Annotated in this window: 16 protein-coding genes; 8 read left to right on the plus strand and 8 right to left on the minus strand. The window is 68.3% G+C overall.

The genetic code is table 11. The features are described from left to right. Nucleotides 1–35: 35 nt before the first annotated feature. From DTA15_RS06120 to DTA15_RS06130, 3 genes are all read right to left on the minus strand, one after another. Nucleotides 36–770 (minus strand): fucose-binding lectin II, encoded by a 735-nt coding sequence (locus DTA15_RS06120; RefSeq protein WP_006490839.1) that lies wholly within the window; start codon nt 768–770, stop codon nt 36–38. Between the two features lie 162 nt (nt 771–932). Further along, nucleotides 933–1,751, minus strand: a complete 819-nt coding sequence (locus DTA15_RS06125) for a fucose-binding lectin II (protein ID WP_006490828.1) — start codon at nt 1,749–1,751, stop codon at nt 933–935. 122 nt (nt 1,752–1,873) lie between these two features. Beyond that, the gene (locus DTA15_RS06130) at nt 1,874–2,263 is read right to left on the minus strand and encodes a fucose-binding lectin II (RefSeq protein WP_006479996.1); all 390 of its coding nucleotides are present in this window, start codon (nt 2,261–2,263) and stop codon (nt 1,874–1,876) included. Between the two features lie 944 nt (nt 2,264–3,207). Between DTA15_RS06130 and leuA the strand changes: the two genes are divergently transcribed. Next, a complete protein-coding gene (gene leuA, locus DTA15_RS06135; RefSeq protein ID WP_171985251.1) occupies nt 3,208–4,917 on the plus strand; it encodes a 2-isopropylmalate synthase in 1,710 nt (569 codons plus the stop codon). A 71-nt stretch (nt 4,918–4,988) separates the two neighbouring features. Here leuA and DTA15_RS06140 read toward each other — a convergent pair whose 3' ends face one another. Next, the gene (locus DTA15_RS06140; RefSeq protein WP_006490829.1) at nt 4,989–5,702 is read right to left on the minus strand and encodes an autoinducer binding domain-containing protein; all 714 of its coding nucleotides are present in this window, start codon (nt 5,700–5,702) and stop codon (nt 4,989–4,991) included. Between the two features lie 196 nt (nt 5,703–5,898). Between DTA15_RS06140 and DTA15_RS06145 the strand changes: the two genes are divergently transcribed. Beyond that, nucleotides 5,899–6,714 (plus strand): AraC family transcriptional regulator, encoded by an 816-nt coding sequence (locus tag DTA15_RS06145; RefSeq protein WP_006490827.1) that lies wholly within the window; start codon nt 5,899–5,901, stop codon nt 6,712–6,714. A 30-nt stretch (nt 6,715–6,744) separates the two neighbouring features. Here DTA15_RS06145 and DTA15_RS06150 read toward each other — a convergent pair whose 3' ends face one another. Together DTA15_RS06150 and DTA15_RS06155 are read right to left on the minus strand one after the other, a co-directional pair. After that, nucleotides 6,745–8,091, minus strand: coding sequence for an aspartate aminotransferase family protein (locus DTA15_RS06150; protein ID WP_006490825.1), 1,347 nt, complete (start codon nt 8,089–8,091; stop codon nt 6,745–6,747). A gap of 56 nt (nt 8,092–8,147) precedes the next feature. Continuing rightward, entirely contained in the window at nt 8,148–9,509 is a 1,362-nt protein-coding gene (locus DTA15_RS06155; RefSeq protein ID WP_006490833.1) for a condensation domain-containing protein, read from the minus strand. 396 nt (nt 9,510–9,905) lie between these two features. On the opposite strand from DTA15_RS06155, the gene DTA15_RS06165 reads away from it, so the two are divergent. The 5 genes from DTA15_RS06165 to DTA15_RS06185 are packed head-to-tail and all read left to right on the plus strand — an operon-like array spanning nt 9,906 to nt 16,117. Further along, nucleotides 9,906–10,688 carry a DUF3050 domain-containing protein gene (locus tag DTA15_RS06165; RefSeq protein WP_006490832.1) on the plus strand — a complete coding sequence of 261 codons (783 nt, stop codon included), beginning with the start codon at nt 9,906–9,908 and terminating at the stop codon, nt 10,686–10,688. After that, the gene (locus DTA15_RS06170; protein ID WP_006490841.1) at nt 10,685–11,074 is read left to right on the plus strand and encodes a cupin domain-containing protein; all 390 of its coding nucleotides are present in this window, start codon (nt 10,685–10,687) and stop codon (nt 11,072–11,074) included. The genes DTA15_RS06165 and DTA15_RS06170 overlap by 4 nt, the downstream gene beginning before the upstream one ends. Further along, nucleotides 11,071–11,997, plus strand: a complete 927-nt coding sequence (locus DTA15_RS06175) for a diiron oxygenase (protein ID WP_006479989.1) — start codon at nt 11,071–11,073, stop codon at nt 11,995–11,997. The genes DTA15_RS06170 and DTA15_RS06175 overlap by 4 nt, the downstream gene beginning before the upstream one ends. Nucleotides 11,998–12,006: 9 nt before the next feature. Further along, complete coding sequence (locus tag DTA15_RS06180; protein WP_006494151.1) at nt 12,007–15,573, plus strand: amino acid adenylation domain-containing protein; 3,567 nt, start codon at nt 12,007–12,009, stop codon at nt 15,571–15,573. 55 nt (nt 15,574–15,628) lie between these two features. Continuing rightward, complete coding sequence (locus tag DTA15_RS06185) at nt 15,629–16,117, plus strand: SRPBCC family protein (protein ID WP_006491040.1); 489 nt, start codon at nt 15,629–15,631, stop codon at nt 16,115–16,117. A gap of 28 nt (nt 16,118–16,145) precedes the next feature. Here the strand turns inward: DTA15_RS06185 and DTA15_RS06190 are convergent, their stop codons facing one another. Further along, nucleotides 16,146–17,132: a LysR family transcriptional regulator gene (locus DTA15_RS06190; protein ID WP_006491038.1), complete on the minus strand. Its 987-nt coding sequence runs from the start codon at nt 17,130–17,132 to the stop codon at nt 16,146–16,148. A 117-nt stretch (nt 17,133–17,249) separates the two neighbouring features. Then, nucleotides 17,250–18,023, minus strand: a complete 774-nt coding sequence (locus tag DTA15_RS06195) for an AraC family transcriptional regulator (RefSeq protein WP_006491041.1) — start codon at nt 18,021–18,023, stop codon at nt 17,250–17,252. 176 nt (nt 18,024–18,199) lie between these two features. Between DTA15_RS06195 and DTA15_RS06200 the strand changes: the two genes are divergently transcribed. Continuing rightward, nucleotides 18,200–19,627 (plus strand): efflux transporter outer membrane subunit, encoded by a 1,428-nt coding sequence (locus DTA15_RS06200; protein ID WP_227743195.1) that lies wholly within the window; start codon nt 18,200–18,202, stop codon nt 19,625–19,627. Nucleotides 19,628–19,642: the final 15 nt, after the last annotated feature.

The following is a 19,642-nucleotide window of genomic DNA, read 5'->3' on the forward strand; positions in this document are numbered from 1 at the left end:
GGGCGGCGTGGCGACGCTCGTCGGGCTAGCGTGCGTCAACCCAGCGGCCAGTTCAGGATCGCGATGCCGTCGTTGTAGTCGCCATCGCCGCCATCTTCCGATCCGACCAGCCCGAAGTAGGTCTTCTTGAAGATGTCGACCTGACGCGAGCCGATCTTCGACGGCTTGCCGTTCGCCGTCACGACCACCCGCACCTTCCCCTTGCCCGAGTTCACGATCTGCGTGTTCAGGTTCGCGTCCTGCGTGCCGGCGCCCTGGAACGTCGCGGCCGGTTTCGGGTTGTCGTCGACGAACACCTCGATCGTCTGCGGTGCGGACGAATTGACCAGCGCGGTCACGCCGAATGCGATGTTCGGCGGCAGGGTGAAGATGCCGTCGCGTTCGCCGCCGCCGGTCGGCACGGGCGCGGGCTGCACGGGTTGCGGTGTCGCTTTCGAGAAGTAATTGACCACCGCGCCGACGCCGAACTTCGCCGCGGCACCGGGCAACACGCCCGGCGCGCCGGCCCACGTCACCGTGCACGCAACGACCTCGCCTGCCGCATCGGTTTTCACCTTGTTCTGCCAGCTGCCGACGTCGAAGCTGTACGGGATCGTCGCGATATCGACGAACACGTCGTATTGCGGCAGTTTCTCGACGAGCTGCGCGGTCATGAACTGACGCATCCGGTCGAGCACGGCCTGATCGCCGTTGGCCTGCACGGCAGTGGCGTCGTTGCCCGCGAGTTGCAGCAGCGCGTAAAGGTCGTCGTGGGTAAAGGGTTGTGACATGTCGTCCTCGTCTGAATGGAAGGTTCCGCATCGCATGACCGGCGAACGGATTTCACCGGACCGCGCGCGGTGTACAGCAGTGGGACTGCAAATGACTGCTCGAACGATGCGCAATGCATGGCGGGCCCCGTCGCCATTGCGATGGTTAGTGATGGCCGTCGATCAACCCAGCGGCCAGTTCAGGAACACGATGCCGTCGTTGTAATCGTCGTCGGCGCCGTCTTCCGAGCCGATGATCCCGAAGTACGACTTCTTGAAAATGTCGACCTGCCGCGAGCCGAGCCGCGACGGCCTGCCGTTCGCCATCACGATCACGCGCACGCGTCCGTTGCCGGAATCGAGCACTTTCGTGCCGAGGTTCTGGTCCTGGGCGCCGGCGCCCTTGAACGTCGCGGCCGGTTTCGGGTCGTCGTCGATGTAGATGTCGATCGTCTGGTCGTTCGCCGCGTGGGTGAGCGCGGTCACGCCGAACTTGATGTGCGGCGGGAGATTGAACGTACCGTCGCGTTCGCCGCCGCCGCCGATGTTGCCGGCCCCGGTGCCGCCGGTTTCGGCGCCCTGATTGCCGCTGCCTTGCGACGACGGCGCGGCCGTGCCCCAGATCGCGGACAGGCTCGCGTACGAATCGATGTGCATCGCGCTGCCGCGCACGCTTTTCCACTGGCCCTTCACGAACGTGACGCCGCTGCCGACGTCGATCGTCGCGACGAGCGTGAAAGGCATGCGGCCGGTGCTTTCGGGCACTTTAGACGAATACGTGAAGCAGCCGTCCGCGACGACGCCCTGGTTCGTCGCGATCGCGAAATAGATGCCGGGGAAGTTGTTGCCGGTCGCATAAGGCGTCGGCACGTTGAGGATGACTTGCAGTTTGCCGTCGCGAATCCCGGCCTTCGCGACGTCGAGGTAGAGGCCGGGGATGTCGACGTAAGTCTCCGACGTCACGACGGGCGCGCTGACGATCGAAGCCGAAAGGAGGGGCATGGGAGTCTCCGGAGGGAGGGCGGGGCCGGCCGGGGGCGAGGCGCCGCCGTACCGGGCGCAAACCGCCGGCCGACGCGGACGCGGCGCGGCCGGCGGCGGTCGGTCGTCGAACGTGCGTCAGGTCAGCCGATCGGCCACTGGAGCACGACGATGCCGTCGTTGTAGTCGCTGTCGTGGCCGTCTTCCGACACGACGATCCCGAAGTTGACCGTGAACGGCGAGCCGTCCGACTTCTTGCCGTTGATCGGCGCGAGACGCGCGTCGGTCGCCGACGGCTTGCCGTTCACCGACACCTCGAAACGGATCTTGCCGTTGCCGGAATTCAGCGTGGCTTCGCGCGGGCCGTCGCGCGTCGTCAGCTTGTGATACGCGGCGGGTTCCTGGCTGTCGCCGATGAACAATTTGATGTGCTGTTGCTCGGCGGCATTCGCGAAGAAAATCGCGCGGAAATCGGTATTCGGCGGAATCGAGAATTCGCCGGCGCGGTTGGATGACGTTTGAGAATCAGCCATGCTTTTCTCCTGTGGATTATTAGGTAAGGCCAGGGGCCTCGTCGCGCAAACGTTTGCCGTCTGAAACGCGACGTACTGAGCATGACGAAAAATAAATAAAAAAATATTCGTACGTGAATGGCTATTGTTCAGTAAATCGAAAATCAATGCCAATCGATTGAGTGAAATGTAATTAATGAAGTGGATTTCGATATATTCGAGAAATTATATCGATGCGTGTATCGTTTTCCTGAACGATGCGCGAGCGGGGCGGGAGAGGCGGAGGGCAATCGGACTTCGGAGCAGACGCTCGGCGTTCGCATATGGCAGCGTTTCGTTTCAACATCAGCATCTCTGTCGTGGCCGCGCCCACCGGCCACCGTCGAACGCCCACACCGAAGCCCGATTGCAAGGAGGGGTGTGCGGCGCCGGCGAAGAGGATGGACCGACTCACTCCGAACATGAATAGGGCCTCACCGGCGCCGCACCCGTGAAGCATATCGATGGGGCCAGCCGCCGCCTATCGGACTGGACTGATTCTGCGCCAACGCGCGTGTCGGGGGACGACGCGGAATGAATGCGCCCGGTTGACAGCCGTGGTCACCCTGTGATTTGATGCCGGTCATGCACGCCGCCCAGTTCCTCTTCTCGCTACGACTACTAGCCCGCTTCTCCGGGCTGGGTCTGCGGCTGCGCGCTTTCCATCTGCTTCTTTCCTGAAGCGCCAGATTTTCCCCGCATCACCGACCTGGCCCCGGTTGTCGACCGGCGCCTGAGTTCGTCTTTCTTCCGTCACCACTCCGCTCCGTCCCGGTCGCCCAACCGCCAAGGCCGTCGTTTGCCGTACCGCTTTGCCGTTGTGCCGCTTTTTTGCCGTTCTTACCGCTGCGCATGGACCCGGCTCATCACGCCGATGGCCGCCGCGCCGCGCTTCACCGACAAACAGACCGAGGACCGACATCATGATGCTGAAGAACCCCGCGACCAAATACCGACCGTTTACGCCCGTCAACCTGCCCGACCGCACGTGGCCGTCGCGCACGATCACGCAGGCGCCGATCTGGATGAGCACCGACCTGCGCGACGGCAACCAGGCGCTGTTCGAGCCGATGGACGCCACGCGCAAGATGCGGATGTTCAAGACGCTGGTGGCGATCGGCTTCAAGGAGATCGAGGTCGCGTTCCCGTCCGCGTCCGAAACCGACTTCAACTTCGTCCGCGAACTGATCGAGGGCGGCCACATTCCCGACGACGTGACGATCGAGGTGCTGACGCAGGCGCGCGACGACCTGATCGAGCGCACCTTCGCGTCGCTGCGCGGCGCGAAGCGCGCGATCGTGCACCTGTACAACGCGACCGCGCCGGAATTCCGCAAGATCGTGTTCAGCCTCGATCGCGACGGCGTGAAGCAGCTCGCGGTGAATGCGGCGCGCACGATCAAGCGATGCGCCGATGCGGCGACCGACACGCAATTTACGCTGCAGTACAGCCCGGAAACGTTTACGGCGACCGAACTCGATTTCGCGAAGGAAGTGTGCGACGCGGTGTTCGACGTGTGGCAGCCGACGCCCGAGCGCAAGTCGATCGTGAACCTGCCGGCCACGGTGGAAATCGGCACGCCGAATTACTATGCGGACCAGATCGAGTGGATGCACCGCAACCTCGCGCGCCGCGATTCGCTGATCCTGTCCGTCCACCCGCACAACGACCGCGGCACCGCGGTCGCGGCGGCCGAGCTCGCGGTGATGGCCGGCGCCGACCGGATCGAGGGCTGCCTGTTCGGCAACGGCGAACGCACGGGTAACGTCGACCTCGTGACGCTCGCGCTGAACCTGTACACGCAGGGCGTCGATCCGGGCCTCGATTTCTCGCAGATCAACGAAGTCGCGCGCACGTCCGAGGAATGCACGCAGTTGCCGGTCCACCCGCGCCATCCGTATGTCGGCGACCTCGTGTTCACCGCGTTCTCGGGCTCGCACCAGGACGCGATCAAGAAGGGCTTCGCGGTTCAGCGCGCGGACACCGTATGGGAAGTCCCGTACCTGTCGATCGATCCGAACGACCTCGGCCGCACGTACGATTCGATCATTCGCGTGAACAGCCAGTCGGGCAAGGGCGGGATCGCGTACCTGCTCGAACAGGGCTACGGCGTCGCGCTGCCGCGCCGCATGCAGGTCGATTTCAGCGCGGCCGTGCAGCGCCTGACCGACGAGAGCGGGCACGAGGTGACGAGCGCGCAGATCTGGGCGCTGTTCCAGCAGGAATACGTCGAAAGCGACACGCCGCTGCGTTATGTCAGCCATGAGTTGACCGAGCGCGACGGCCGCGAGACGATCGTGCTGACCGCCGACGTGCACGGCGAGCGCCGTGTGCTGCGCGGTGAAGGTAATGGCCCGCTCGACGCGCTGATGCATGCGCTGCACACGCCGCTGCGGATCCAGCATTACGAGGAACGCGCGCTGTCGCAGGGCGCCGATGCGAAGGCGATCGCGATCGCCGAGCTGGCCGGTACGGGCGTGCGCGGCAGCGCGTTCGGTGTGGGGGTTGATGCGAACCTGACGACCGCGTCGATTCGTGCGGTGATCAGCGGCGTGAACCGCGCGTATGCGCGCGCGGATGAGGTTGTACAGGCAACCTTCTTTGCCGGACAGCCGGCGGTGCAGGCCGTCGCATAAGCGGGTCGAAACCCGGGCGGCAGGGCCGGCCCGGGTTGTTTTTTCACGTCACGGCGCGCGCGTGCGCGCCGTCAGGGCAGCAGCCCGAGCATCGCGGCCTTGGTGGCCGCATGCGTCTTGTTCATCGCGTCGAGCTTCACGACGGCGTTCTGCAGGTGGAACTTCACCGTCCGCTCCGCGATCCCGAAGATCATCCCGATTTCGTAGGCCGTCTTGCCGTCGGCCGTCCACGCCAGCACCTCGCGCTCGCGCAGCGTCAGCCCGGTGCCGACCGGCGCGATCGGATCGGCGAGGCGCGGCATCAGGTACGCATGCGCCGCATGCGAGAGGCTCGCACAGGGTGCGCGCAACCGCGAGATTTCGTCCGCGTCGAGCGGCGTCGTGTCGCGCACGAGCGTCAGCACGCCGAGGTTGCCGGCCCGGTCGTAGCCGCCGTGCGACCAGCCGTAACGCATCCCGAAGCACGCCGCGTCGTGCCAGAACGCGGTGTCGCCCGGTTCGTCGAACGCATTCCATACGACCGGGCGCGGCTGGCTCGCGACCCGCTTGATGATCGGATCGATGGTGACGTAGCCGAATTTCACATAACGGTGTTCCCATTCGCGTGGATGATTGCCGACGATCTGCATGTCGGGCCGGGCGAGCGGCAGCGTGCGGCGCAAGCCGTACACGCAATACCGGAATCCGAGCGCGGCCGCGGCGGCGGCAATCGGCGGGAACGCGGCTTCCGCGGTGGGTGCGCGCTGTAGTGCGTCGAAACAGTCGTGCAGTATTGTCAGGTCCATCGGTGATCCTCGTCGGTGTGGGCGGGCCGTGCATTGCGGCCCGCGCGTATCCTGTTCAAAAGGACAGTTTTGAGGCGAAGCCGACGCCGGTTTAATGGCGGCTGTTCGCACGACGGGCCCGCTTGTGCGGGCACTGTCCCCCCGTCGTTTCACGTGTTGCGGTACCCCTCCGGTTTCGTATCAGGACTGATCGACCATGACCAGCGTTCAAGACGTGCCTCTCCTCGCGCGCGCCGGTGCGCGCGCGTTCGCCTTCGGCGGGATCCGCGCGATCGAACCGCCCTGCGCGTCGGCCCCCGCCCGCGCGCTTGCTCACGAGTATGCCCCGCACGCGCATCAGGCCGGGCAACTATTGTTTACGACGCGCGGCGTATTAGTACTCGACGTCGAAGGCCAGCGCTGGATCACCCCGCCGCTGCGCGCGATCTGGATTCCGGCGCGCACCGTTCATGCGATGCGCGTGGCCGACGACGTCCAGCTCTGCTCGCTCTATCTCGGCGACGCGCTCGGCGCGCGGCTGCCGGCCACGCTGTGCGCGATGACCGTCTCGCCGCTGCTGCGCGAGCTCGCCACGCGCGTGTCGCATCCGTTCGATTGCAGCGTCGACCACGATCCGCTCGCGCGCCTGTTCGCCGACGAACTGAGCGAACTCGCGCAGACGCCGCTCACGTTGCCGTTGCCGCGCGACCGGCGCCTGCTGAAGCTGTGCGAGCGACTGCAGCGCGAGCCGCACTGCGAACTGCCGCTCGACACGCTCGCACGCGACGCCGCGCTGAGCGCGCGCCATCTGGCGCGCCTGTTTCGCAGCGAGACCGGCATGAGCGTGGCCGCGTGGCGCCAGCAACTGCGGCTGTCGATGTCGCTCGCGCTGCTCGCGAGCGGCATGCCCGTCACGCAGGCCGCGCACCAGGTCGGCTATCGCAGCCCGACCACCTATGCGGCCACCTTCAAGCGCGCGTTCGGCGTCACGCCGAGCCAGTACCTCGCGGCGGCGGAAGCGGCGGCGCGCTGACCGCCGCCACTGCCGCCCTCGCTGCCGCGTTCAGCGGGCGGTCCAGCGCGGCACCGCTTCGAACGCATGCTCGATCGCATGCACGATCCGGTCGACGTCCTCGCGACCGATCACGAGCGGCGGCGCGATCGCGAGCCGGTTGCCGAGCGAGCGGATCAGCACGCCGGCATCGCGCGCCGCGTCGGCCAGTGCGGCCGCATAGCCGTCCGACGGATCGATCGATTCGCGCGTGACCTTGTCCTTCACGAGGTCGATGCCGACCAGCAGGCCCTTGCCGCGCACGTCGCCGACGACCGGATAGCGGTCGACCAGCGGCTGCAGCCGTTCCAGCAGGTACGCGCCTTCGCGCGCCGCATTGCCGGCGAGATCCTCGTCGACGATGATCTGCAGGTTCGCGAGCGCGGCCGCGCAGACGATCGGGTGGCCCGAGTAGGTGTAGCCGTGCATCAGCGTGCCGATGCCGCCCGGGTTGGACGCGAACGCGTTCTCGATGCGACGGTTGACGACGGTCGCGCCGAGCGGCAGATACCCTGACGACACGCCCTTCGCCAAGCACATGATGTCGGGCGCGACGCCCCAGCCGCGGCTGCCGAACGCCGCGCCGGTCCGGCCGAAGCCGGTCACCACCTCGTCGGCGATCAGCAGCACGCCGTGGCGGTCGCACACTTCGCGCACCAGCGGCCAGTAGTTCGCGGGCGGCACGATGATGCCGCCCGTCGCCTGCACCGGTTCGGCGATGAAGGCGGCCACGGTATCGGGGCCCTGGAACAGGATCTCGCGCTCGACGAGCGACGCGCACAGGCGGCCGAGCTCTTCCGGGTCGTGCGTGAACGGGTTGCGATAGATCCACGGCGTCTCGACGTGGAAGCAGCCGGCGAGCGTCGGCTCGTAGTTGCGGCGGTAGACGGTGTTGCCCGTGACGGAGCTGCCGCCGAAGTGCGAGCCGTGATAGGCCTGGCGCAGCGCGATGAACTTGGTGCGCTCGGGCTGCCCGGACACCTTCCAGTACTGCCGCGCGATCATCAGCGCGGCCTCGACCGCGTCCGAGCCACCGGAGCCGAAGATCACGCGGCTCATGTCTTCCGGCTGCAGCATGCCGACCAGCCGCGCCGACAGTTCTTCCGCGCGCGGATGGCTGAACCCGGCAAACACCGGGTGATATTCGAGCTCGTCGAGCTGCCGGATGATCGCTTCCTTGATTTCCCGCCGGCCGTGGCCGACGTACACGTTGAACAGCGACGCGACTGCGTCGAGATACGGCCGGCCGGTGTCGTCGTACAGATAGCAGCCTTCGCCGCGCGTGATGCGGACCGGCGGGCGCGACGCGGCGAGCGGATGTTGCCGGGGATGCCAGAAGCGCGATTCCGAATAGGACATGACAGGACTCCGTAGTGATTCGGTTTGACGGGGCAACACGGTGACGCAGGTGGCGCTCAGCCGGCGAGCGCCGCCGGTTGAAAGTCGAGCCGGCTCTCGAGCGCGCCGAGCGTCGCGAACGGTTCGTCGAGCGCGACACGCATGAAAGTCAGGAACTGGCCGACGTGGGCGTTCAGCGCATCACGGCTGTAGTACTGCGGACTCGCGTCGAAGTCGAAGCGCAGCGGCTCGCCGTTGCGGCGGTCGGTCAGGTTCACCATCAGGTCGTCGGTGGTGCCGACGGACAGGTTGTGCGACGTCGTCACGCAGTCGCCGAACCGCAGGTCGTAGTCGAACGCCATGATGTTGATCTCGGGGCCGAACACGCCCTGGCCGTTGTCGAGCGACGTCAGCTCGCGGTGCAGGTCGCCCATCCGGTAGCGCTGGTGCTGGCGCAGCGCGGTCATCTCGCGGTTCGCCTGGCGGCACAGATCGTCGAGCGTGTGGCCCGGCTCGACGTGCAGGCGCAGCGGCAGCATGTTCGCGCACTGCGCCGGCGTGCGGCGCTCGCGCGCCGACGTGCGCGCCATCGCGGCGACCGACAGCACGATGTCGTGCGCGCCGGTGTTCAGGTACAGGTACGCGGCGGTCAGCGCGGTGACGAGCCGCGGCATCGTCGACGTGAAGAGATCCCTGGCGACCGCCTCGAGGCGTGCGCTTTCGGTTGCGGTGGCGAGGCGCGTCTCGCGCAGGTCGGGCCCGTCGTCGCGCTCGGGAAAGCGTGCGGGGCCGGCGAGCGTGACCGTGCGCGGCTGGTCCGCGAAGCGCTCGAGCCAGTAGCGGCGATCGTGCGCGAACTGTTCGGACGCGCGGTACGCGTCTTCGTCCAGTTGCAGCTCCGCGAGCGACGCGAAGCGCGCGGGCGGCGCCTTGGCGCCCGAGGCGAACGCGTTGTACAGCTCGGCGGCGCGCGTGGCGATCAGGCTGCCCGAATAGCCGTCGACCAGGATGTGCGCGTAGCCGTGATACCAGTAGTAGTGATCCGGCGCGATGCGGTACAGCGTATGGCGGAAGAACGGCCCGCGCGCCAGATCGATCGCGCCCGTGCAGTGTGCGCGCATGCCGGCGAGCGCGATGGCGTGCGCGTCTTTCGTGCCGGCGAGGTCGACGTGTTCGAGCGTCCAGTCGTTGGCGAGCGCAGCATCGAGCACGCGCACGGGCGTGTCGCCATCCAGCACGATCCGCGTCGTGTGCAGCGTCTGCGCCTCGCGGATCACCTGCCGCAGCGCGTGTTCGAATGCGCCGGTGTCGAGCGCGCCGCGAATGTCGAAATACTCGGCCGCGTAGATATGCGTCGACGGGACGGGATACGCGAGCGCGGCCTCCCAGAAATCCCGCTGCGGCGCGGACAGCGGCAATTGAAGCGTCGAATCGGTCACGTCGTTTCTCCTGGAAAGCTTATTCCGGTGGATGAATTAAATGCGCGTATTTGTTTAATAAAAAATACATATTCGCATCGTGCATTTCATTTTTGATGAATCGCAATTCTTATCCTAGACAGCCCGATTTGCGGATGTCAATTCCGTGCGGTTTTGTTGGTAATGCGTCAAAGCCTTTCCAGTAAAGGCTTTGATGGATGGATGAGGAGTCTGGTCCGGAAAGAATATGAGAATGTCCGTTTTGAATAGGCGGCAAATTGGCAGCTTATTTAGCATCGACGCCTGAAATTGCTGCGCAAGCCGAAAACGGCATGCAGGCAATTCGCCGGAAACGGTTTCCGGCGCCGGAAGCCGGCGCAGTGGGCTGGCGCGAGCGGACATTACTAGGAGAGTCCCGTGAATCAACTGGAAGGGCTGGAGCGAAAAATCGGCGAGCAGCACGAGCGGCTCGCGCATCATCCGGTGTTCGGATCGATCCGTACCATCGACGAGCTGCGCGTGTTCATGGAATGGCACGTATTCGCCGTGTGGGATTTCATGTCGCTCGTGAAGCGGCTGCAGCAGGACCTGACCACCGTCGCGGTGCCGTGGGTCGCGCCGCGCAACGCGAACGCGTCGCGCCTGATCAACGAGATCGTGCTCGGCGAGGAATCGGACGAAACGCCGAACGGCCACATGAGCCACTACGACCTGTACCTGCACGCGATGCGCGATGTCGGTGCGTCGACGTCGCGCATCGAGGAAATGGTGTCGCTGGTGCGCTCGGGCTTCTCGGTGTCGGCCGCGCTGAAGGCCGTCGATGCGCCGGAGCCGGTGATCCGCTTCGTCGAGGCGACGATGGCCGCGTGCACGTCGGGCGCGACGCACCAGGTGCTCGGCAACTTCTTCTACGGCCGCGAGAACGTGATTCCCGACATGTTCCGCACGCTGCTCGACGAATGGAAGATCGAGCGCTCGTCGATCCCGCTGCTCGTGTATTACCTCGACCGCCACATCGAAGTGGATTCGGGCGAGCATGGGCCGGCGGCGCGCGCGATGATCCGCGAGGCGGCCGACGGCGACACGGCCAAGCTCGAGGAAGCGCTGCAGGCCGGGCTCGATGCGATCGACGAGCGCATGCGCCTGTGGGACGGGCTGCTCGCGCATCTCGGCCAGACCCGCAACGTGGTGCCGGCATGAACGCGCGCGGGCTGTCGGAGCGCATCGTCGATTTCGCGGCGCTCGAGTGGGAGCACCCGGCGGCGTTCGACGACGGCATCGACCAGGTCGTGCTCGTCGATACGCTGGACGAGCACGCGAAGCGCGGCATCCGGACCCGGATCGTGCGGTTCGATCCCGGCGCGGGCACGCGCGTGCCGTTCCTGCACGACTACCACGAGGAAGTGCACCTGATCGACGGCGACCAGAGCCTGGTCGACGTCGCGACGCGCGAGTATCGCGCGACCTATCGGGAAGGTAGCTACTTCGTGCGTCCGGCCGGCACGCCGCATGGCCCGTTCCGCAGCGATGCGGGCTGCCTGCTGCTCGAAATCCATTACTACGGTTCCCCGGAGGACACGCGATGACGACCGCCGTCACCTACGTGAGCCACGTCGATCGCTGGGAGGCGCGCGCGACCGTGCGATCGCGCCCGCGGCGGATCGTCGAGGACGACGAACTGCGCTATTACCCGCTCGAACGCCAGCCGCTGTGCGCGCACCCGGCGATCGTCGACGCGGGCGATGCGGTGCGCGATTTCGTCCTGCTGCAGAGCTTCTACAAGTACATCCAGGACGTGATCATCTTCGAGACGGAGATCGTCAACGCCACCGCGTTGCGGATCGCGCGCGGCCGCTTCGCGCACCCGTTTCCGTTTGCATGCCGGCAGGATGCGATGACCGTCGTGATCGACGAGGACTACCACGCGTACGTCGCGATGGACTACCTGCGGCAGGTCGAGGAGGCCACCGGCATCGCGCCGCTGCCGCCGAACAGCGAGATCGAGCTGTCGCGGGCGATTCCGCGCGCGGTCGAGCGGGTCGGCGCGCAGTATCGCGACGGCATGGAGCTGCTGTGCGTCGCGATCTCGGAGAACACCGTCACGGCGGAAGTCGCGGCGTTCTCGCGCGACGCGACGCTCAAGCGCTCGGTGAAGGGCGTGATGGCCGATCACCTCGCGGACGAAGGCCGTCACTCGGCGTTCTGGATCAATCTCGTGAAGCTGTACTGGTCGGAGATCGACGAACCCGCGCGGCTCGCGCTCGGCGAAGGGCTGCCGTGCTTCCTGCGCGAATACCTGAGTGCCGACCTGCAACTGCAGTTCGATCGCCGCCTGATCGATGCGCTCGACCTGCCGGCCGCCGAGCGCGCGCGGATCGCCGACGACATGGTCGGCGCGTATCCGATCACGAGCCAGCATCCGATGATCGTCAACATCCGGCAGTTCTTCCGGATGAGCGGCCTGCTCGATCACGCGCCGACCCGCGCGGCCTTGTCCGACTACCTGTGAGTCACGTCGATGAAAGCGATCATCATTGCGATCGGCGGGCAGACCCGTCTCGCCGCACGGCTGGCGTCTGAACTCGAGGCGACCGGTCATACCGTCTGTATCGCCGACGGACGCGACGGCCCGCTGCGCGACGCGGCCGACGCGCTGCTGTTGCCGGCGCCGGCGCCCGAACCGTTGCGCAACGCGGCCGAGTGGTCGATCGTCTGCGGCGCGCCGGACCCCGCCGTGCACTGCGCGCACGCACGGCCGCTGCATTGCGAGATCGTCGCCGATGCGTTTCCGCCGCGCGAGGTACGCGTCGCGTGGCTGACCGACGCGGCGCCGGGCGACACGCGCGTGCTGGCCGACGCGACGCTCGCGTTCGGCGCGGCGCTCAACGGCGCCGATCTCGCGGACGAGATCGCCGCGTGCGCGGTCGATCTGATGCACGAAGTCGCGAGCGGGATCGCCCGCGAGCTGAGCGACCCGAACGACGCGCCGCGCGCGACGCCGCCCGGGCCGGCCGACATCGTGCTCGATCTCGAACGGTTGGCCGGCTGGCACGCGTCGAACGACACGGCGGCCGAATGGCCATGCGAGCCGTCGCTGCCGGAACTCGTGTCGCGTGCGGCGGCCGCCGCGCCGGACGCCTGCGCGCTCGTCGCGGCCGATGGCCAGCTGACCTATCGCGAACTGGTCACGCGCGCCCGCCAGGTTGCCGCGCGCATTGCCGCGCGGCCCGCCGCGCCGCGCGTGGTCGCGGTGCGGCTCGACAAGGGCGTCGCGCTGTATCCGGCGCTCGTCGGTGTGCTGGGCGCCGGCGCGACCTGCGTGCCGCTCGATCCCGCGTTTCCGCCCGAACGGGCCCGTACGATCCTGCGTGAATCGGGGGCGCAGGCGCTCGTCGTCGACGGTGCGGTCGAGCCGGCGCTGCTCGACGGATTCGACCTCGACGTGATCGACTGTGGCGCGCACGAGCAAGTGGACGCGGACGCCTCGCCCGATGCGCTGTCCGGCCAGTGGCCGCTCGAACGCGATGCGGATCGCGCTGCGCGCTGCGCGGTCGCGATCTACACGTCGGGGTCGACCGGCGTGCCGAAGGGCGTGATGCTGTCGCACCGGAACATCGTGCAGTTCTGCCACTGGTATCGCGCGCACGTGTCGCTCGATGCGTCGTCGCGCGTGCTGCAGTTCTCGACGGTCGCGTTCGATGCGTCGCTGCTCGACATGTTCCCGACCTGGCTCGCCGGCGCGACGCTGGTCGCGCCGAGCGAGGCGCAGCGCCGCGAACTCGACGCGCTCGCGGCGCTCGTCGCCGACGCGCGCATCACGCACGGGTTCCTGCCGCCCGCGCTGCTCGCGGCGCTGCCGGATTGCGACTGGCCCGCGCTCGCGCATCTCGTCACCGGCGGCGACGTGTGCGACCCCGACACGATCGCACGCTGGAGCGCGAACCGGCGGCTGCACAACATCTACGGGCCGACCGAATGCACGGTGCTCGCGACGACGGGCGAACTGCGCGCCGGCGACAGCAACCGGCGCATCGGCCGGCCGATCGCGAACGCGCGCTGCCATGTGCTCGCGGCCGACGGCCGTCCGGCGCTCACCGGCGAGGAAGGCGAACTGTGCATCGCCGGCGCGGGCGTCGGGCTCGGCTATCTCGGTCGGCCCGACCTGAGCGCCGAGCGTTTCGTCGCCGATCCGTACGGCACGCCGGGCGCGACGATGTACCGGACCGGCGACATCGCGAGCTGGGAGCCGGACGGCACGCTGCGTTACGTGGGCCGCCGCGACGCGCAACTGAAGATTCGCGGTTTTCGCGTCGAGCCGGGCGAGATCGAGACGGCCGCGCTGGCCGCGGGGCTGTACCGCCAGTGCGCGGTGGTGCCCGACGAGCGCAAGCGCATCCGGCTGTTCGCCGCGAAGCCGGTCGACGCGGCGGCGACGCCCGACGCGCTGCGCGCCGTGCTGGCCGCCACGCTGCCCGACTACATGGTGCCGTACGACATCACGGCGCTCGACGTATTGCCCGCGACGCCGAACGGCAAGATCGACCGCGCCGCACTCGCGCGCCTGCCGGTGTCGCGTGCGGGGAGCGACACGCGCGACGCACCGCGCGGCGCGCTGGAGCTTCGTCTCGCCGCGATGTGGGCGACGCTGCTCGAACTCGCGCCGGACGAGATCGGCCGCGACGCGTCGTTCTTCGAACTGGGCGGCCATTCGTTGCTGGTGTCGCGGCTGATGCTGGCGGTGAAGCGCGAACTGGGCGGCAACGCGGCGCTCGCGCGTTTCATGGAGCGGCCGACGATCGCCGCGCTCGCGGCGCTGCTGACCGACGAAACGGGCGAGCGCGGCGCGAACGTGCCGGCGCGCGTGCACGACGATCGCCGGCTGCCCGACGACGTGCGACTGCCGGCCGGCCAGTCGGCGGGCGACGGCCCCGGCGCGGTGCTGCTGACCGGTGCGAACGGCTTCCTGGGCAGCTTCATCCTCAGCGAGCTGATCAGCCGCACCAATCAGATCGTCTACTGCGTCGTGCGCGGCGACGACGATGCGAGCGCGCGCCGGCGGCTCGACGAAGCGGCGTTCGTCAACGGGCTCGGCCATCTGTGCGGGCATCCGCGCGTGCGGGTGCTGCGCGGCGATCTCGGCGCACCGCGCCTCGGGCTGTCGGATGCGGTGTGGCAGACGCTCGCGGCCGAGGTCGGCGCGATTCATCACAACGGCGCACACGTGAACCACGTGTACGACTACCCGTATCTGCACGCGGAGAACGTCGGCTCGACGCTCGAACTGCTCCGCCTGTGCTGCAGCGGCCGCCGCAAGGCGCTGCATTTCGTATCGACGCTATCCGCGGCGAGCGCGACGGGCCCGACGGGCCGCCTGATCGAGGCGGCCCCGTCGGAGGCCGGCCCTGCCTTCGTCAACAACGGCTACAACCTGACGAAGTGGGTGTCCGAGCATCTCGTTGCCGAAGCGGCTGCGCGCGGGATCGACACGACGATCCTGCGGCCCGGCAACATCACGGGCCATTCGCGCACGGGGCTGTGCCAGCCGGGACGCAACCGGATCCTGCTGCTGCTCAAGGGTGCGGTGCAGCTCGGCTGCGCGCCGCTCGCGAGCGAGGGCGGGCTGTTCGACCTGAGCCCGGTCGACTACCTGGCGCGGGCGATCGTCGCGTGCACGCTCGACGGTGCGCGCACCGAGCGCGTGTTCCATCTGCACAACCCGCGTCCGCTCGACTGGGCCGGCTACCTGCGCGCACTCGCGCGGCGCGGCTATCCGCTGCGATTCGAGGCGCCCGAGGTCTGGCGCGAGCGGCTGTTGTCGATCGACGAATCGAATGCGCTGTTCGACGTCGTCGCGTTCTATCTCGACGACCGGCAGGACGATATCGGCGACATGGCCGTGATCGATCACGCGCGCACCGAGGCGACGCTGCGCCGGCTCGGCGTCACGTATCCGGACAAGGACGACGCGCTGCTCGATGCGCATTTCGGCTATCTCGCCGAATGCGGCTTCATGCCGCCGCCGCCCGAGCCGGCGCCGCGCGCGAACGACGCCCGCCGCGACGCCGAGCCCGAACCCGCGTGGTGAAGACGTACCCCGTTTGATCAATCGCTGTCATCGCATCATTCATCAAGGAGGCATCATGCTGCAACGTACTGCAACGCAACCCCGTCCGTCCACGCTCGTCTACGCGCCGCAAACGCCGATCCTGTCCGGCTCGGCCGATCTCGACGTGCCGGCGCGCGACGCGTGGCGCGTGGTCGGCGACTTCGCCGGCTTCTCGCGCTTCATCACGGGGCTCGACCATACCGACATGATCGGCGAAGGCGTGCGCTCGTTGCGCATCAAGCATTTCGCGGACGGCAACGTCGTCGTCGAACAGCTCAACAGCCACGACGACGAAGCGATGGTGATGACGTGGAGCCTGATCCATACGTCGTTCGACATCGGCAATCTGTGGGCGCTGATGCGCGTCGAACCGCGCGGCGACCACGCCTGCACGGTGACGTGGGACATCGCCGGCGAACCGTCGCACGGCGGCGCCGCACGCCAGCCGGAATTCGACGCGTTCGTCACCGGCTTCCTCGACATGGCGATGACGAACCTGCGCGCGCTGTTCAAGCCGCAGTAACCGTGCATCGCCCGCCGGCGCCGTGCCGCTATGCGGCGGCGCCGGCCCACGCGCCGGCCTTGCCCGGCGCGTGGCTTTTTCTTCCGGCCGGTGATGCGCATGCGTCGTCGTGCACCTGGGCGAACGCGTCGCGCAGCGCGGCCTTCATGAAGTCGACCCATGCACGCGTTTTCGCATCGAGATGCTGGCGCGACGCGTACACCAGAAACACGCCGATTTCTTCTGCCTGGTAGTCGGACAGCACGCGCACCAGCGCGCCCGAACGCAGGTCCGCCGCGGCGACGAAGTCCGGCAGCAAGCCGATCCCCGCGCCTTCGCGCACGGCGATCGCGAGCGACGCGGCGACGTCGGCCGTCATCGACGGATCGACGTCCACGGTCTGCGCTTCCGCACCGTTCCACAGCGTCCAGATGCGCTCGTGATACGCGGGCGCGACCAGTTGCACGCAGCGATGGTGAACCAGCGCGCCCGGCGAATCGGGCATGCCGTGCGCATCGAGATACGCGGGCGACGCGCACAGCACGCTGCGGATCCGGCCGACGTCGATCGCGACCTGCTCGGAACTCGGCAGGCTCGGCATCGCGATCACCGCGACGTCGTAGCTGTCGCGCACCAGTTTCGGCAGGTGCGGCGCGAGCGTCAGGTCGACGCTGACGTCCGGGTAACGCGCCTGGAATTGCCCGATCAGCGGAATCACGAAATGGTTCGCGATGCTGGCGCTGCAATGCGCGCGCAGTCGGCCGTGCGGATGCACGCGCGCGTCGCGCGCCTCGCGCTCGCTCGCATCGACGGCGAGCGTGATGTCGCGGGCGCGCGCCAGATAGCGCTCGCCCGCTTCGGTCAGGCACATCGAACGCGTCGTGCGGTTCAGCAACCGGATGCCGAGACGATGCTCGAGCGACGCGACCAGCCGGCTGACGTGCGCGGTCGTGATGCCGAGCCGTTTGCCGGTCTCGGTGAAGGTGCCCGCGTCCGCGAGCGTGACGAACGCCTGCATGCTTTGAATCAGATCCATCGGGATAACGAAACCTTCGGCTGGCCGTATGGCAATGCCGCTACTGTAGCGACGGCCGTGGCACGCCGCGCGCGCGCATCAGCGATCGATCGTCGCAAAACGGACAATCGACGCGGATCAGCGCCGCCGGAAGTATTCGCTCGGCGCGACGCCGAGCGCCTTGCGGAACATCGCAGCGAACGCGCTGGGGCTGTCGTAGCCGTGTTCGAGCGCGAGTTCGAGGATCGGCGTGCCGGCGGCGAGGCGCGGCAGGCTCAGCAGCAGCCGCGCGTGGCGGCACCATGCGCCGTGCGTCATGCCCGTTTCGCGCTTGAACGCACGGGCGAGCGTGCGCTCGTTCATGTGCGCGTCGCGCGCCCACGCCTGCAGCGTGACGGCCGACGACGGGTCGTTGATGAGCCGCGTGCACAGCGCGACGAGCGCGGGATGGCGCGGCATCGGCACGTGCAGCGACAGCGACGGCGCGATCTCGATCTCGTCAAGGATCAGCGCGAGCACGCGGCCCGGGCGGTGCGACAGGTCGTAGTCGGCGGGCAGGTCGCAGGCCGTCACGATCAGTTCGCGCAGCAGCGTGCCGACCTCGATCACGCGGCATTCGGTCGGCAGGCTCGGCCGCACTTCCGGGCCGACGAACACGGTGCGCATCTGCACGTCGCCGGCCGAGCGGATCTCGTGCTGCGTGCCGCCCGGCACCCACACCGCGCGGCCCGTCGGCACAACCCAGCTGCCCGCGTCCGCGTGCACGATCATCACGCCGGAAATCGCGTGGATCAGCTGGCCCTGGCGGTGCGAATGCGGCGGGTACGCCATGCCCGCCGGCGAGTCGGAGGCGACGACGGCGATCTGCTTGTCGCGCGCCTGGCGCTCGAGTGCGATGAAGAAATTTTCCAATTGATCTGAATTGTCCTTTTCTCGACGACGAATGCGCTTTACGCGCGAGATCGACCGCTCAGGTCGAAATTACCATAAGCCCATCGTTTGTTCGACCTCCTTGCCACCCGATGCGCGTTCCGTCCATTCCGTCCGCTCCGCCCGTTTCTCCCGCCGTCGAGACACGCTTGCCGCACGTGCGGCGCGCCACCTGTGCGGCCGTGCTGCTGGCGTCGGCCGCGCTGGCCGCGTGTTCGGTCGGCGAGCCGTATCGGCCGCCGGTGTCCGACGCGACGCGCACCGGGCCGTTCGACGCGGTGGCCGACGTGCCGGCCGCGGCCGCCGGCGAACCGCCGCAACGCTGGTGGCGCCTGTACGACGATCCAGTGCTCGACGGCCTCGTGCGCGATGCGCTCGCGCAGAACCGCGATCTCGCGGCGGCCGTCGCGCGGGTCGAGCGTGCGCGCGCCGTGTTCGACGAGGCCGGCGCCGCGCGGCTGCCCGATACGACGGCCGGGTTCGGCGTCGATTACGGCAAGCACGCGCCCGACCAGATCGTCGCGGCGGCCAAGGGCACCGAAGCGCGTACGCGCTGGGGTTTCGCGCCGTCGTTCTCGTTGTCGTGGGAAGTCGATCTGTGGGGCCGCGTGCGTCATCTGGTCGACGCCGCGCGGGCCGACGCCGACGCGGTGCAGGCCGCGTCCGATGCGATGCGCGTCGTGGTGGCCGCCGAGACGACGGCCGCCTATGCGCAGGTGTGCGCGTACGGCGAGCGGATCGACGTGGCCGAGCAGTCGGTCGGCATCGCCGACCGGCTGGCCGCGCTGACGGCGAAACAGCGCGCGCACGGGCTCGTGTCCGACCTCGAAGTGGCGCGCTCGCGCGCGTTCGCCGACGACACGCGCGCCGATCTGCCCGCGCTCGTCGGCTCGCGGCGCGCCGCGCTGTACGAACTCGCGGCGCTGACCGGGCGCGCGCCCGGTGCGCTGCCCGACGCCGCCGCGCATTGCCGCACCGCGCCGGTGCTCGCGCGGCCGTTCCCGGTCGGCGACGGCGCGTCGCTGCTGCGACGCCGCCCCGACCTGCGCGAGAGCGAGCGCCAGCTGGCCGCCGCGAATGCGCGGATCGGCGTGGCGACGGCCGAGCTGTATCCGTCGATCTCGCTCGGCGGTTCGGTGAACTGGCTGTCGACCGGCGGCGATCCGTCGACGCTCGGCGACAAGTACGCGATCGCCTGGGGCGTCGGCCCGCTGATCACGTGGCGCTTTCCGAACATGGCGGCGAGCCGCGCGCGGCTCGCGCAGGCCCGCGCCGACGACACGCTCGCCCGCGCGCAATTCGATGCGCAGGTGCTGCGCGCGCTGAAGGAAACCGAGCAGGCGCTGGCCCGCTACGGCGCCGCGTGGCGTCGCCGCGCCGCGCTCGAAACCGCGCGCGCCGAGCATGCGCGCGCCTATCACCTTGCCGAGCTGAACTACGAAGCCGGCGCACTCGATTTCCTCGGCGTGCTCGACGCGCAGCGCAGCCTCGTCGCGGTCGATTCGGCGCTGGCCGAGTCGACGCAGCAGGTCTCGCTCGACCAGGTCGCCGTGTTCAAGGCGCTCGGAGGCGGCTGGCAACCGTAGCCGGCCGCGTTCGCC

This window comes from Burkholderia cenocepacia (assembly GCF_900446215.1).
GTDB lineage: Bacteria > Pseudomonadota > Gammaproteobacteria > Burkholderiales > Burkholderiaceae > Burkholderia > Burkholderia cenocepacia.

Excerpts from the sequence above, each read along its gene's own strand:
- leuA (WP_171985251.1), top strand. The coding sequence starts at position 3,208 with ATGCTGAAGAACCCCGCGACCAAATACCGACCGTTTACGCCCGTCAAC.
- DTA15_RS06150 (WP_006490825.1), bottom strand. The coding sequence starts at position 8,091 with ATGTCCTATTCGGAATCGCGCTTCTGGCATCCCCGGCAACATCCGCTC.
- DTA15_RS06140 (WP_006490829.1), bottom strand. The coding sequence starts at position 5,702 with ATGGACCTGACAATACTGCACGACTGTTTCGACGCACTACAGCGCGCA.
- DTA15_RS06190 (WP_006491038.1), bottom strand. The coding sequence starts at position 17,132 with ATGGATCTGATTCAAAGCATGCAGGCGTTCGTCACGCTCGCGGACGCG.
- DTA15_RS06185 (WP_006491040.1), top strand. The coding sequence starts at position 15,629 with ATGCTGCAACGTACTGCAACGCAACCCCGTCCGTCCACGCTCGTCTAC.
- DTA15_RS06180 (WP_006494151.1), top strand. The coding sequence starts at position 12,007 with ATGAAAGCGATCATCATTGCGATCGGCGGGCAGACCCGTCTCGCCGCA.
- DTA15_RS06170 (WP_006490841.1), top strand. The coding sequence starts at position 10,685 with ATGAACGCGCGCGGGCTGTCGGAGCGCATCGTCGATTTCGCGGCGCTC.
- DTA15_RS06145 (WP_006490827.1), top strand. The coding sequence starts at position 5,899 with ATGACCAGCGTTCAAGACGTGCCTCTCCTCGCGCGCGCCGGTGCGCGC.
- DTA15_RS06120 (WP_006490839.1), bottom strand. The coding sequence starts at position 770 with ATGTCACAACCCTTTACCCACGACGACCTTTACGCGCTGCTGCAACTC.
- DTA15_RS06125 (WP_006490828.1), bottom strand. The coding sequence starts at position 1,751 with ATGCCCCTCCTTTCGGCTTCGATCGTCAGCGCGCCCGTCGTGACGTCG.
- DTA15_RS06130 (WP_006479996.1), bottom strand. The coding sequence starts at position 2,263 with ATGGCTGATTCTCAAACGTCATCCAACCGCGCCGGCGAATTCTCGATT.
- DTA15_RS06175 (WP_006479989.1), top strand. The coding sequence starts at position 11,071 with ATGACGACCGCCGTCACCTACGTGAGCCACGTCGATCGCTGGGAGGCG.